General features: G+C 40.6%; 16 protein-coding genes. 3 read left to right on the forward strand and 13 right to left on the reverse strand.

Features of this window, described 5'->3' with window-relative positions:
* Nucleotide 1: 1 nt before the first annotated feature.
* Nucleotides 2–373 (reverse strand): DUF4440 domain-containing protein, encoded by a 372-nt coding sequence (locus tag GSQ84_RS04200; protein WP_158795988.1) that lies wholly within the window; start codon nt 371–373, stop codon nt 2–4.
* A gap of 135 nt (nt 374–508) precedes the next feature.
* Here GSQ84_RS04200 and GSQ84_RS04205 point away from each other — a divergent pair, with 135 nt between their 5' ends.
* Nucleotides 509–1,768 carry a prephenate dehydrogenase gene (locus GSQ84_RS04205; protein ID WP_158795989.1) on the forward strand — a complete coding sequence of 420 codons (1,260 nt, stop codon included), beginning with the start codon at nt 509–511 and terminating at the stop codon, nt 1,766–1,768.
* A gap of 13 nt (nt 1,769–1,781) precedes the next feature.
* Here GSQ84_RS04205 and GSQ84_RS04210 read toward each other — a convergent pair whose 3' ends face one another.
* A complete protein-coding gene (locus GSQ84_RS04210; protein WP_158795990.1) occupies nt 1,782–2,213 on the reverse strand; it encodes a nuclear transport factor 2 family protein in 432 nt (143 codons plus the stop codon).
* Nucleotides 2,214–2,389: 176 nt separating this feature from the next.
* Between GSQ84_RS04210 and GSQ84_RS04215 the strand changes: the two genes are divergently transcribed.
* Nucleotides 2,390–3,595 carry a GAF domain-containing sensor histidine kinase gene (locus GSQ84_RS04215; protein WP_158795991.1) on the forward strand — a complete coding sequence of 402 codons (1,206 nt, stop codon included), beginning with the start codon at nt 2,390–2,392 and terminating at the stop codon, nt 3,593–3,595.
* Nucleotides 3,596–3,603: 8 nt separating this feature from the next.
* On the opposite strand, the gene trxA is transcribed toward GSQ84_RS04215, so the two are convergent.
* The 3 genes from trxA to GSQ84_RS04230 all read right to left on the reverse strand — a co-directional run bounded on the left by trxA (nt 3,604) and on the right by GSQ84_RS04230 (nt 5,808).
* Complete coding sequence (gene trxA, locus GSQ84_RS04220) at nt 3,604–3,900, reverse strand: thioredoxin (protein WP_158795992.1); 297 nt, start codon at nt 3,898–3,900, stop codon at nt 3,604–3,606.
* Between the two features lie 199 nt (nt 3,901–4,099).
* Nucleotides 4,100–5,197 carry an MFS transporter gene (locus tag GSQ84_RS04225; protein ID WP_254070775.1) on the reverse strand — a complete coding sequence of 366 codons (1,098 nt, stop codon included), beginning with the start codon at nt 5,195–5,197 and terminating at the stop codon, nt 4,100–4,102.
* A 98-nt stretch (nt 5,198–5,295) separates the two neighbouring features.
* Nucleotides 5,296–5,808, reverse strand: coding sequence for a DNA-deoxyinosine glycosylase (locus GSQ84_RS04230; protein WP_158795994.1), 513 nt, complete (start codon nt 5,806–5,808; stop codon nt 5,296–5,298).
* A 117-nt stretch (nt 5,809–5,925) separates the two neighbouring features.
* Between GSQ84_RS04230 and GSQ84_RS04235 the strand changes: the two genes are divergently transcribed.
* Nucleotides 5,926–6,759, forward strand: a complete 834-nt coding sequence (locus tag GSQ84_RS04235; protein ID WP_158795995.1) for a S1 RNA-binding domain-containing protein — start codon at nt 5,926–5,928, stop codon at nt 6,757–6,759.
* Between the two features lie 42 nt (nt 6,760–6,801).
* Here GSQ84_RS04235 and GSQ84_RS04240 read toward each other — a convergent pair whose 3' ends face one another.
* The 8 genes from GSQ84_RS04240 to GSQ84_RS04275 all read right to left on the reverse strand — a co-directional run bounded on the left by GSQ84_RS04240 (nt 6,802) and on the right by GSQ84_RS04275 (nt 13,961).
* Nucleotides 6,802–7,299 carry a GNAT family N-acetyltransferase gene (locus GSQ84_RS04240; protein ID WP_158795996.1) on the reverse strand — a complete coding sequence of 166 codons (498 nt, stop codon included), beginning with the start codon at nt 7,297–7,299 and terminating at the stop codon, nt 6,802–6,804.
* The gene (locus tag GSQ84_RS04245) at nt 7,286–7,450 is read right to left on the reverse strand and encodes a hypothetical protein (RefSeq protein WP_158795997.1); all 165 of its coding nucleotides are present in this window, start codon (nt 7,448–7,450) and stop codon (nt 7,286–7,288) included. The genes GSQ84_RS04240 and GSQ84_RS04245 overlap by 14 nt, the downstream gene beginning before the upstream one ends.
* 161 nt (nt 7,451–7,611) lie before the next feature.
* Nucleotides 7,612–8,397, reverse strand: coding sequence for a DUF3050 domain-containing protein (locus GSQ84_RS04250; protein WP_158795998.1), 786 nt, complete (start codon nt 8,395–8,397; stop codon nt 7,612–7,614).
* Between the two features lie 165 nt (nt 8,398–8,562).
* Nucleotides 8,563–9,321: an AcvB/VirJ family lysyl-phosphatidylglycerol hydrolase gene (locus tag GSQ84_RS04255; protein ID WP_158795999.1), complete on the reverse strand. Its 759-nt coding sequence runs from the start codon at nt 9,319–9,321 to the stop codon at nt 8,563–8,565.
* Between the two features lie 135 nt (nt 9,322–9,456).
* The gene (locus GSQ84_RS04260) at nt 9,457–10,884 is read right to left on the reverse strand and encodes a glycoside hydrolase family 30 protein (RefSeq protein ID WP_158796000.1); all 1,428 of its coding nucleotides are present in this window, start codon (nt 10,882–10,884) and stop codon (nt 9,457–9,459) included.
* Between the two features lie 80 nt (nt 10,885–10,964).
* Nucleotides 10,965–12,167, reverse strand: a complete 1,203-nt coding sequence (locus GSQ84_RS04265) for a DUF763 domain-containing protein (protein ID WP_158796001.1) — start codon at nt 12,165–12,167, stop codon at nt 10,965–10,967.
* Between the two features lie 55 nt (nt 12,168–12,222).
* Nucleotides 12,223–12,837 (reverse strand): HAD family phosphatase, encoded by a 615-nt coding sequence (locus GSQ84_RS04270; RefSeq protein ID WP_158796002.1) that lies wholly within the window; start codon nt 12,835–12,837, stop codon nt 12,223–12,225.
* Between the two features lie 104 nt (nt 12,838–12,941).
* Nucleotides 12,942–13,961 (reverse strand): cytochrome d ubiquinol oxidase subunit II, encoded by a 1,020-nt coding sequence (locus GSQ84_RS04275; RefSeq protein WP_158796003.1) that lies wholly within the window; start codon nt 13,959–13,961, stop codon nt 12,942–12,944.
* Nucleotides 13,962–13,963 lie beyond the last annotated feature (2 nt).

The following is a 13,963-nucleotide window of genomic DNA, read 5'->3' on the forward strand; positions in this document are numbered from 1 at the left end:
CTTAATCTAACGAAACAAAAAGTTCAGATTGCGTTAACCAATTTCCATTGACCTTACGCCACATAGCGGAATAATTCCCTCTGAATTTTTCCGTTTTGTAATGCCACACGCCTGTTTCCCAAGCCAGGATACCGCTTTCACCGATGGTAATGACCGAAGGAATACGTTCAAAAACCGGAGGGTCCGCCGCAAACATTTCTTTGAAAACTTTCAGCAATAATTTCTTCCCGATATATTGGCCACCTTCGCCCGATATGACAATGATATCGTCCATCCAGTATTGTGCAACACCCGCAGCACTGGCTTGAAGAATGGCTGTATTCGAATTTTTTCGAGCCAGCTGAATGCTTTCAATTTCTTTTTGTTGATCCATTCCGATTAATTGATATCCCACAAAACTAACAAGAAATTATTGTGCTGCCCAATAATAATATGCTATTATAATGACCCTACCTTTTGATTAATACCTGAATTTTTCCCTAATTTAATTGCAAAATATAATATTAAGATGCTTATAGGGATTATTGGGCTTGGAGACATGGGTAAACTTTACGCAAAACGCTTTACCAAAGCAGGATACCAGGTTTGCGGTTCAGATATACCCGCTAATTACGAAAAATTACAGGAAGAACTTCTTCCCTTAGGAATAGAAGTATTAGAAGATGGCAGTGCTGTTTCGCGTAAAAGTGACGTGATCTTTTATGCAGTAGAAGCCGAAAAAATAGGTGAAGTAGTACAAAGGTATGGACCTTCTACAAAACAGGGTGCCATTGTTGCCGGCCAAACTTCTGTAAAACACCCGGAAATCGAGGCTTTTGAAAAATTTCTGCCTTCGAATGTGCATATCATCACTTGCCATTCACTACATGGTCCCGGCTTTGATTCTAAAGGGCAAACATTAATTGTAATTCCTCATCGTTGTGATGCAGCGGCGTATCAAAGGATGACAGACCTCCTGGCTGTACTGGAATCTGAAATTGTTGAACTGAATTATCATGAACACGATAAGATTACTGCCGATACGCAGGCCGTTACCCATATGGGTTTTGAAAGTATGGGAACAGCATGGAAAGAAGCAGGTTTTTTCCCATGGGACAATACAGCTTACATAGGTGGAATAGACAATGTAAAAATCCTGACGATGTTAAGGATCTTTGGTTATAAAGCCCATATATATGCTGGACTAGCCATTTTGAACCCCTATGCCCGTCATCAGATTAAACGTTATGCACAGTCTGAATCAGATCTTTTCAAAATGATGATCACAGAAAATGAGACGGACTTCCGCACCCGGATAAGGAAAGTAAAAGATTTCCTTTTTCCGGATGATAAACAATTCCTGCTGCTAAATAACAAGGTGATGAAAGAGTTTTCCTTGTCTGGCCCCGGTGCTCCCCATACGCCTAATTCACATCTAAGCCTGCTCAGCATGGCCGATGCCTGGTATCATCTGAATATCAATCCTTATGATAACCTGATCTGCCAAACTCCACCCTTCCGCCTGCGTTTAGGCATTGTGGAATATCTTTTTAGAGATGAAGAATTGCTGGAAGAATCTGTTAACGCAGCGATATACAATAAACAGATCCGGGCCGATGATCTGGAATTTCATTCTGCAGTTAGGGAATGGTCGTCCATTATCGGTTATGGTGATATGAACGGCTATAAACAGCACTTTAATGAAGCCAAAGTGTTTTTTGAAGACAGGCTGGAACATGGCAGGTTGCAAAGCGCAGAGCTGATCAGCAGACTGAATAAGGGCCACTGATCAGCATAAGGACTTAGGCCGGAACTTTGAACGCCCTCCGGCCAATCAGTTTCCAATCGCCTTTGATTTTCTTCCATACCAGTACAATGCCCAGTCGGACAGTTCCAGGCTTACCTCCGTCGTTAGTATTGGCGGTTAACGTATGGTTTACAACAGCAATATCGCCTGTTACCTTAATCTGCTGTCCGGTTAACTGGATATCTAAAAAATCCGATTCCTTAGTAGAGATCGCTTTTACAAATTCTTCCTTGGTTTGTATTTTTCCGCTCGAATGACCATAAGTCAATTCATCAGAAAGTACGCTTTCCAAATCAGCCTTATTACCGCTGATCATGGCCAGTCTTAATTTCTCTACAGCCGAAGCTACGTTCGTTTCATCTTTGGATTGTGCATTTGCCAATAAACCTGTAATCAAAATCAGCAGCACGATGGATAGTTTCTTCATAATTTATACTTGATGTTTAAAGTTATACAATTAATTTTTAGTTCGTACCCTGGCCCTGATTAAAGTTACACCTAAAAATGAACAGACAATTCGGAAAATGAACAGAAAAATAAAAAAAAGAATAGTTTCTTTTGTTGAAAGCCCAAATTAGAAATTACATTCTTAAGCATATCACTATGTTGAAAAGCAATCCTCTGATTCCTGTAAATGAGCTGGAAAGAATAATCAGTCTGGCCGAACTCGACCTCGATTATACTGATCTGCAAGACCAGTTTAAAGACCTGACCCACTTAGCTGCAAAAATAGCAGGAACAGAAATTTCCCTGGTTAACCTGATCGATTCTTTTACACAATGGACAGTCTCCAGACATGGGTTAAATCTAAGCCAAATGCCACGGGAAGACTCTGTTTGTCAATATACCATCAATGAAAATCAAAGTTTTGAGGTTAGGGATCTTTCAGCGGATGAACGGTTTAAAGATAAGTTTTATGTGAATGGCCCGCTTAGCCTAAAATATTATTTCGGGATACCCTTAACTACCCATGATGGGCATAACATTGGTGCGCTTTGCGTAGCGGACAAAAAAGAGAAAAAAATAAGCCCCGAGCAGGCAGAACTGCTTAAAATTGTTGCCGATGAACTGGTAAACCGTCTGAACAGCTTAAGAGTTATATCCAACCTGAAGCAGCAATTAGCCGAAGCAAAAGAAACACAGAAAAAGATCGCTCATGATATCAGAGGTCCCATTGCAGGGATTATCGGATTGGCCAGCCTGGTCACTCAGCAGGGTACAAACAATCAGGTGGAAGAAATGCTCGAATTTATTTCTATGATCCATAAAAGTGGCAAATCAGTCTTAGAGCTTGCTGACGAAATCTTAAATGAGCATAAAAAAAGACCCCTGCTGGAAGACGAGTTTAACCTCCAGCTCTTTAAAGAAAAACTGGAAGATCTGTTTGAGCCTCAGGCACGTAACAAGCAGATCAATTTAAGTATCTGGATTAGCCAGAGAACACAATATATTCCATTTTCAAAAAACAAACTCCTTCAGATTACAGGAAACCTGATTTCCAATGCTTTAAAATTTACGCCAGCGGAGGGAAACGTGAAGATTGAACTTGATTTAAGCATTGAAACGAACTTTAACCTTCTAAAAATCAAGATAACAGATTCAGGAATAGGCATGAACAATCAAACTATAAACAGCATTTTACATGGACATGTACTTTCAAGTACGGGTACGGACGGAGAAATAGGTTACGGATTTGGACTATCTGTAGTGAAGGGCTTAGTAGAAGGCCTTGACGGACAATTGACGGTACAATCACAGGAAAACCGTGGAACAACTTTTGAAATCCTGATCAGACAAAAGCAACAATAATCTTGTACTTATAGATGTCTTTCAATAATACCTTGTAACTGATTGGCAGGGATTACACCAGATTGACGCCATTTGATCTCTCCATTTTTGAAAAGAATGAGTGTAGGCACACCCTGAATCTGATATTTACCCGAGACCGCAGGATTTTTATCTACATCAACTTTCAAAATGGTGGCACGTTCACCCAGCATACCTTTTAACTGCTGAAGGATTGGAGCCATCATTTTACAGGGGCCACACCATTCTGCTGAAAAATCTACCAATACTGGTTTTTCTGATTTAATAATCTCTGCGAAGTTTGACATATCCTTAGTTTTAGAGGATAACATTTGGTCATTACATATTGTTTGATACAGGCTATTTAAAAAAAGAGACGGGGATATCACTTTCGCAATATCCCCGCCATCTAAATTAACGCTCTCGTATATATAGACGCTAATAAATAGAGATTATTATATCAACCTCAAAATATTTTTAAGGTTACGCTTTTAAGCTGTTTAATATTTATGCTATTTCGTTTTTCTGGTACTTAAAGACCAGCTGTGAAATAGGAATCAGCATCAGCCCGCAAAATCCAAATACAATAAATGCAATCCGCAACCCGAAAGCATGCGATAGATAACCAATTAGCGGAGGGCCTAAAAATGTCCCTGTGATATAGTAGGTAGCAATAATAGAAATAGCCATTCCTGCAGAATACTTCCTGGAGTTGCCCGCCATCGAATACGACATCGGAATGACTGATGCGGTACCAAAGCCTACCAGTGAAAAACCAATCATGGCTGTCCAGAACTGCGGCACCAGTGTGGCCATGGCAATTCCTGAAACAATAAACAATGCACTCAAGATATAAGTACCCGCCATCCCTATTTTTCCAATCACGAAGTCGGAAAGGAATCTTGACGCCGCCATAAACAGCATAAAGATTAAATACCCATAAGTAAAGATCTTAATGTTCAGCACCTGCTGAAAATAAATCCCGCTCCAGTCGAACATCCCTCCCTCGCAAATAGCAGAAAGGAAAGCTACTATTCCCAAACATAGGATATAAGGATCAGGCTTGCCAAGAATAATCTTATTACCACTCGTCGACCTGTCATTTGCCAGTAGAAACTGAAAAGCATAACAGGTAATGAGTAAGGTGATACCACATACGATCAAAAAATGCACCTGTAAAGAAACATTAAGCGCAAGCATCGCTGTAGAAAAGGCTACTCCGATAATCCCCCCGGTGCTCCAGAAACCATGAAAAGATCCGTTGATCTTTTTATCAAACAGCTTCTGAACAGTGATAGCCTGGGTATTCATAGAAATATTGAAAATACGCGATGTAAAAGCAAAGAGTACCACAGCTACAATCAGTGCAACAGTACTATGCGTAAAACCAATTAAGGCCATCGCTACAGAATTCAGGCCATATCCAACAGCTAAGGGAACACGACTATTATATTTTGACACCAGCCACCCTGTAATGGGTAAGCCGATCAGAGACCCAATGGGCATGGCAAGCAGTATAGAACCCAATTCAGCATCATTAAAACCAAAAGCCATTTTGATGGTAGGGATCCTTGACGCCCAGGTTGCAAAACTGAACCCGGACATAAAAAAAAAGGTACTTAAAAATACCCTGTGCTTATTTTTTGAGATAATAGCATTCATTCAGGGCAAAGATAAGCATCCTGAATGATACCTTATACGATTTACTGCCCAACATAAAGCAGTAATTCCTTCCATGCTTCAAGCTTTTGCTCAAAAGTTTTTGACGCATTGGCCCTGCTTGGCGAAGGCAATAAATGATAGATCTTATCCTCACTTTTTTTCACATGACGCAGGTAAAATTCCTCCGCTTTTTTACTGTCGAAAAAGACATGGCTAATCTTTGGGTATTGCTGATAAAAAGCTGTAAAATCATTGACCACTTCATTTTTGATGTTACTGTCCAGACTTCCTTCACAGGTACAGGATTCCAGCACATCCCATAAAGCAATTTCATGCTGTAATAAAAAATCCTTTCTGGATTCATAATCTGCAGCCAGCGGCTCATTAAAAAGCGTATAAATGAGTTTCCAGAAATGATTACCGGCATGTCCGTAATATTGCTGGAGGCTCAAAGAGCGGTCTCCAGGCATCGTGCCCAAAAGAAGTACCCTGCAATTTTCATCTGCTATCGGCTGGAAAGCAGTTTTTACAGGAATAAGTTCAGATTTATCCATGATATACAATTATAAGTATTTAACAACTAGCCTATATATAAGTTCTAATAATTTCTAAGATGACCATAGCCATCTTAAATATGCTACCTTTGCAGATTGAATAACAGTAAACACTAAATGATACAGATAGGACAATACAACGAGCTGCGGATTATAAACAAAACGGAAACAGGCCTTATCCTTTCTGATGGCGATAAAGAAGCGCTGCTGGCTTATAACCACGTTCCAAAAGATGCAGAAATAGGCCATAACATAAATGTTTTTGTGTACATGAACAAAGATGGTAAACTACATGCCACTACACAGAAACCCTTAGCTTGCGTAGGTGATTTCGCTTACCTGACCGTTGTAGAAGATGGTGAAAACGGTGTTTTTATGGATATTGGTATTGATAAAGATATCTATGTTCCTGAAAAAGAACAAAAACGCCCCATGTTTAAAGGTGATAAACATGTGGTATATGTTTTCCTGGACGATAGTAATGACCGTATGGTAGCTTCTTCCAGATTAACCAATTATGTTGAAGAGGAAGAGATAAATTTTGAAGAAGGAGATGAAGTAAGCTTACTAATTGCAGACCGGAGCGATTTAGGCTACAATGCCATCATTGATAATAAATACATAGGTTTATTGTATACCAACGAATTATTTGATCAGCTGAACCCTGGTGAAATAAGAAAAGGATGGATTAAAAAAGTACGTATAGGCGGAAAGATCGATTTGAGCCTACAACCTATGGGTTATGGCCATATCCTGGACACAAAAGAAGTACTGATTAAACTTTTAGAAGAGAATAAAGGCGTGTTAGCCTTAGGCGATAAAAGTTCACCTGAAGACATTTATGAGATCTTAAAGATCAGCAAGAAAGCATTTAAAAAGACTACAGGAGCGCTATATAAAGAGCGTTTGATCATGATCGGCGACCACGAGATCACATTGATATCTGAATAATATTAACCGGTTCTCTCACCTTAGTCAGAGAACCGGCTGATTCTATCCCGTTATCGTATACAACATCCAGATCGTACAGGAAAAATGACCTGTATTCCCAACGGGCTGATCCAGTAACTCAAAGCCCAATTTTTTATAAGCCGAAACGGCATCCTTCAATTCAGGCATCGATTCAAGATATATTTTTTTATACCCCATCGTTCCTGCCAGGTCAATACATTTACGCATCAGTGTTTTCCCCAGCCCTTTTCCTCGATATGAAGGAGCCAGGTACATTTTCACCAGCTCTACAGTATCATCGGGCAATCCATCTGAAGGATATAAACCAACACCGCCAATAACTTCTTCACCTGAAAGGGCTATGAAATATTTGCTGCCCTCTACCCGGAAAGACTCATACAAACGATCTGTACTTTCATCAAAATAGGCTGTTCCTGGAATAGCTAATCCAAATTCTTCTAAACTCTGCCTCAGTATTAAAGCCATTGCAGCATTATCCCTGGGCTGTATTTCTCTTATAATTAGATTATTTTCTGGCATCAAGATATTTTGGAAAACCATGTTCCTCCAGAAACTTCTGGGAAGCATCAGCTTTTTTTACAAAATAAGGATCATTGGTATAATCCCTTACTATACTGGTAACTACATCTTTCTTATATTCTTTTTTTTGTTTTACAGATTGATCAGACATTTCAGCATCCTTCTTTTAACCATATAAAATTAATAATTTATTCAACTCTTCAAACACTACCTTAAAGATAAATAATTAATATTTGAATTAAAGATTGTTTTAAAAAGAATTTATTGAACAAATAAGGTAGTTGTATCTATTATCTTATTAACGATTAAAATCTATGCTATGATCTTTGACCGCATAATCTTATTATATACTCCGTTCCAAAGATTAATTCGCTGCTGCAATGACGCTACAGTAACTTCTTCGGCGGCTTTCCATTTATCTTCATCATCGCCGCACAATTCAGCAGTCATTTCCAAAGCCAGATTGCTGTGATGATCTCCATCAACTTCGATATGACGGTCGAGATAATATTTGATCAGGGACAGCTGATCAGGAAATTTTCTATTCAGGTCACCCACAATAGAGATGAACATATTAGGAATCAGATCCTCCCTGCCGAATGTAAAAGCAGCCGACTGTAGATACGATGTTTTGCTATTGATCACTTTAAACGTAAAATCTACAAATTCCCTCGCTTCCTTTGGAACTCCCGCGATAATATAAGCTTGCTCAAGGTTACCTGTCTCTTTTAATGTATGAATGAATTGATGAATTGCTGTGGCATCTGCTCCGCATTGCTCCATCGCTTCCAGGTACATCTCATAATGACTCTTACGTACACCTTCACCATCCACATCAGATTCTTCACCGGTTACAATCTCATTGATCAGGTATCTCGTATTTGCCGTACCAACGGGAAACCATGGCGTAGTAGTACAGGTTAATCCAATTTGCAGTGATTTAAGCAAGGACATAAAATCCCATACTGCATATACATGATATTGCATAAATATCTTAAGGTCATCCAGATGAGTGATAACTGAATATACCTTATGATTAATAATTTCCTGTCTTAACGGCTCAATTACCGATTGTATTTTGGTGATCTGGTGATTCATTAGAAAATGCTCTTTTATATAATGGTCGCAAATGTATTAGTATTTGATTTTTATTCCTGCCTGTCAAATCCTTTTTTGACTTGCTGCACCATAAAATTACTTTTCAAAGAGGAATCCATGATCCATATACTGTCTAGTTTTTAAGATGATTTAATAAGTTTTGTCCTATGGCCGCCATAAACGATACCTGAACAACTGGCTCCTTCTTAAACCTCGCATCGCAGCTAAAATATCAGGATAACATGAAGGATCATAATGATGGTCGCCAGGTAAATCCTTCAGCGTAAAATTCCTCCGCTGTATAAACTCCATGGGTTTAGGATCTTCCTTTTCACCGTAAAAGCAAAAAACAGGAATCTTAACCTGCTCTATTTCAGGTAATACTTTATAGGGCTTATCATCGCCCGCTATATTCAGCAGATCGGAAGTGTGTACCATAAAATCTGAAGTGGCAAATGGAGACAGCAGTTCAAGGGCTACTACCTTATTTTTCATGTTGGTAGGCAGCCGGTTATAGATAAAAGGTACCACATCGGCACCAAAGGAGTAACCGCAGAGATAAATTCTGTTCGTTTTGTAAAGGGCAGCGTATTTATTGATCAGCAGCACTACATCATCTGCCGTTTGCTGCGGCGTTCTCCCTGTCCAGAAATAACTCCTGGAATTAAAACCAATAGTTTCAAAGCCCTGAGCGGCAAAACCGGTAGAAAGCTGATCTTCAAAATCAAGCCATCCCCCGTCACCAGAAAAAAGTATCAGCAATTTTTTAGTGGTGGAATCATTACTGGGATAAGTAATTACCGGTAGGTTATAGTCATGCGTTTCCACACCATGATGGTTGGTTTGTCTGTTCCGCATTAAAACACCGCAACCTGAAAGAAGAAAAATATTAATAAGGCATAACCCCAGTTGCCAGCGCTTCATGAAAATCGGTATTGAATGCCGAATTTATTCATAATCTATGCCAATAACTAAAAAAAACCGGCAAACTGTGGCATTAAACGCAAATACTTCCGCAGGTTCAATACTTTGACCAAACCTGCGGAAAGTATTAACTTTTTATTCAATAATAATCGTAGAAATGGAGTGTGGCAAACTTACCGTTTCGGCCGCTTTGCCAGCTATCCAGATATAATATGGCAGTTTATCATTTGATTTATTCATCACCACTACGGCCGTTTTGCCATCAGGGTTGATGAAGGCTGTAGTGATCAGTTTATCGCGGTTTGAAGAACTTACAATCCTTTTTGCACCGGGATGGATAAACTTAGAAAACTGCCCCATATAATAATAAGAATTAGTATAAGTCAGCTTCCCCGTTTTCGTATCTGCATGAACGGGTGCAAAACAGAAATTCCCCACATGGTTTGGTCCGCCTTTTTCATCTAGCAGCATGTTCCAGTCTGTCCATGCAGCTGTACCACTGTTAAAATCATTGATCATTGAATAACCATATCTTTCTCCTAATGCCCAGCTGCCAATACTGTCAATGTTGAACTTTTCAACACATCCCTCTGTAAAAATCAGCTGTTTGTCTGGGAAAGCCTCTTTAACCAGTTTCACATTATCGAACAGCATGCCGCTTCCTGTCCATGTTTCATACCAGTGATAACCAATGCCCCAAACATATTTTGCTGCCTCCGGATCGCTAAGGATGGTATTGGCACGCTGATAAACCTGGTCGCGGTTATGGTCCCATGCAATCAGTTTTTTATCAGAAAGTCCCTCTTTCTGTAAAGTCGGACCTAAATATTGTTTAATAAAATCACGTTCTTCTTCAGCCGTAAAATTACAGGATTCCCAGGTCTGACTGGCCATAGGTTCATTCTGAACGGTTAATCCCCAGATAGGCATACCTTTGGCCTCATAGGTTTTAATAAATTTCACATAATAATTAGCCCAGTTCTGTCTAAACTCAGGTTTCAATTTCCCTCCATGTAACATACTGTTGTTATCTTTCATCCATGCCGGCGGGCTCCATGGGCTCACAAACATAGTCAGTTTACCTCCTGCGGCCTGAATAGCCTGTTTGATCAGGGGAATACGGTATTTCTCATCATGCTTCACATCAAAAGTTTTCAGTTCGGCATCATTATCTTTTACATAGGTGTAACTTTCACTTGAAAAATCAGAACTGTGAATACTTGTTCTGGCCAGTGTAAAGCCAATTCCTTTTTCTTTATCATAATAGGCAGTCAGCAATTCCTGCTGTTCTTTCTTAGGCAATTTTGCAAAGGTTTCTGCAGTAGCGTCAGTAATGGCACCGCCAATTCCTACCAGCGTTTGAAAAGTATGGGTGGGATCTACAAATATGCATACCTGCGTTTCTTTAGGCTGGCTGAGATCAGTAAAGCTAAGGGTTCCTGTCTTTGACAGGCGCAGGTCTGAACCTTCAGCAGTAGTATATATTGTGGCTGAGGGTAGTTTTTGTGCCATCACTCCTGTTCCTAAAGGAAAGAGTAATGCGAGAAGGTAAATTTTGTTCATTTTGGCTGTTTAATTAATCTGTTTTCCTTTGGTTGCAAGAAAACAGTCAGGTTCAATTCTTTAAATATAAAAAATAAACCCTAAAATAGGTTGAGCTGTCCGTCTTTTGGTGGTTTTGCATCGCCAAAAATCGTTTTACCACCGTACTTCCACGACTCATCACGCTCTTTTTCAATCAATTGATCAAAGTTGTCGTTCGGTGTAAAATCTTTTTCCGCCTGACGTGAAAGTTCACTTAGTTGATGAATCGCGTGGATTTTATCGCTCTGCCCTATTTTGGCCATTTCAATGGCTTTGGATAAAACGCTGAGTGTCTCATCATATACTTTAATGGGTACCGGAAAAGGGTGACCGTCTTTTCCGCCATGGGCGAAGGAAAACCGTGCCGGGTCGCTAAAGCGGGAAGGCGTTCCATAGATCACTTCACTCACCAGGGCCATAGACTGAAGCGTTCGGGGACCCATTCCCTGCAATAAAAGTAGTTCTTCAAAATCAGCGGGCTGCTTTTCATGTGTGAGCCACAGCATTGCCCCAAGGCGCTTAAGATCGATATCCTTTGATTTCACCTCATGATGACGTGGCATAATCAGTTGCTGTACCTCGGCGATCATTCTTGAAGGACTCTCCGTAGTCATGGACAAAATAGCTTCACGGGAAGGTAAAGCCTCTTTAGCTACCATGTTCAGAATAGGCCCCTGGTTTAACCCGCAGATAGCGGTATGTGGGGCATCTACAAACGACTGCATAGCAGAAGAATGCCAGTGGTAACGCCTTGCAGTAGAACTCCCGTCCTGCATTCCCTGCTGCACCACTGTCCACAAACCTTCTGTATTAACAATAAAACTATGCATATACAGCTGGAAACCATCCTGCAGTGCGGTGTTATCTACTTTGGCACTCAGCTTACTGCAGCGCACCAGTTCAGTACCATTTAAACCGTTCCGGTCACTGTAATACAGCAGTTCCTGAGGGGTGTTTTTAGAAGATTTACCTTTACCCCCACAAATATATAAGCCTAATTCTTTTGAAAGCGGGTTAACGGCACTTTTTAAAGCACCCATTACCGAAGTGGTAATACCGGAGGAATGCCAGTCCATTCCCATTACCGCTCCCATACTTTGAAACCAGAAAGGATCACTTAACCGTCGCAGTACTTCAGCGGTACCATACTCTGTAATAATAGCTTCAGTAATCGCTAATCCTAAACGGGACATACGTTCGGCCAGCCATTTTGGAATATGGCCATAATGAAGCGGCATATCTGCTGTCCCGGATCTTTTCATTACAAAAATGTTTTAGCTTTTGAAGGCCTTTTATAGTAAGTGATGAAGCAATTACTTATCCAAATTTAAACTGGTCAATCCTCACCCAGTGCATGCCTGCTGCTTCAGCAGCCTTTACACCAGGAACCCCATCTTCAAAAACCAGGCACTTCTTAGGATCAACACCCAGCAATTCTGCAGCTTTCAAAAACGGATCTGCAAAAGGTTTTCCTCTTAGTGTTTCGCCTGCACAAACCAATACCTCTACATATTCACTTACGCCAATCAGTTCGAGTGTATGCTGCACGGCAATACGATCGCCTCCCGATACTACCGCTATACGTACCTTCTTCGAGTTCACCTTTAAATGTTCTACCACATAAGGAATGGGTAATACCTTACTGATATATTTATCGGCAAAAACCTGGGCCTTCCGCGATCTGAATTCTGTAGGGTCCATTGTAGCACCATAACGCAGGTTTAACTCTTCCACTACATTGGCTATTGGCCAGCCGGCCAGTTCGTCGATAATAGCAGGGTCCATGTCAACATTATAACCTTTCGCTACTTCTACATAAGTTGCGGCATGGGCAGGCATGTTATCGGCCAGTGTACCATCGCAGTCGTATAAAAATGCTTCGTAATCTCCTTCTGTCAGTTTACTGAGTCTCAAAAAATTGGAATCTTCCATAAAAATATATAGCGCTATTGATAAAATACAAACGTAATTAATTCCGCACGATTAACAGAAGCCGATTAGTAGAGCACCATTTTTGTGATGCTGGGCTGATATTTCTAATGCTCTGCAGTTGCACTCCCTTTTTTCTGAAAACTATAGATCAGGTAGCCCAGCGCAGGCAGGATAAAAATACTGCCAATCAACAGTGCGTAACCCAAAGCCTGGATTGTTTTAAACTCTCCCTGGTGGGTAAGCAGGGAAAGGTTCTGTCCACCTTTCAGCAGGATAATGTCAGGAAAGTGGCTGTAGGTAGCTGCAAAAAGGATCATTGCTACCTGGAAACCTGCCAGCAGTCGTAAGAGCACCGGAGCATTCCTGTTCAGGTAATAAAACATGATCACCAGGGAAATGGTAGCCAATATAATGGCAATGGTACCCGGCACATCACTAAAAATCCAGTGCAGCAAAGGGATATGTTCAAAATGGGCAGCAAGAAAAACCAACGCCCCTGCCCCCATTACAATAAAGATCAGATAACGGGCTTTCCTGGTGAACAGCTTACGGTCGGCCTCATCTTCCGCCTGCCCGATAATAAAAACAGCAGCCAGGTAAGCACAGATCGTCACTGTAAATATGCCTACCGCTATAGAAAACCAGCTTAGCCAGCTATAGATATAAGCAGAAACAAAATCCTGCGCTCGCAGATCGATCTGCGAAGAAACTGCACTTGCGGCAATGATTCCAAGAAAAAAAGGGGTTAATACGCTGGAAACGATAAATATTCGCGTATACACCCTCTGCATATCATCTTTTACGGCATCGTAATTTCTGAAAACAAAAGCGGTTCCCCTGGCAATAATACCCATCAGCATGCAAACCAGCGGAATATGAAGATAAATGGAAACGGTGGTATAAATTTTGGGAAAACCAACAAAAAGAATTACGATCACAATGATCAGCCACATATGGTTCGCTTCCCACACCGGCCCGATCGCTTCATACATATTTTTGCGCGTCCGGTGTCGGTTGCCTTTTGAAGTAAACAGTTCAATAATCCCGGCACCATAATCAGCACCTCCAAGCAGGATATATAAAAGAATGGCTGTCCACAGAAAAATTATTACTACGTATACCATAT

Origin of the sequence: Pedobacter sp. L105 (genome assembly GCF_009765875.1) — a bacterium.
Taxonomy (GTDB): domain Bacteria; phylum Bacteroidota; class Bacteroidia; order Sphingobacteriales; family Sphingobacteriaceae; genus Pedobacter.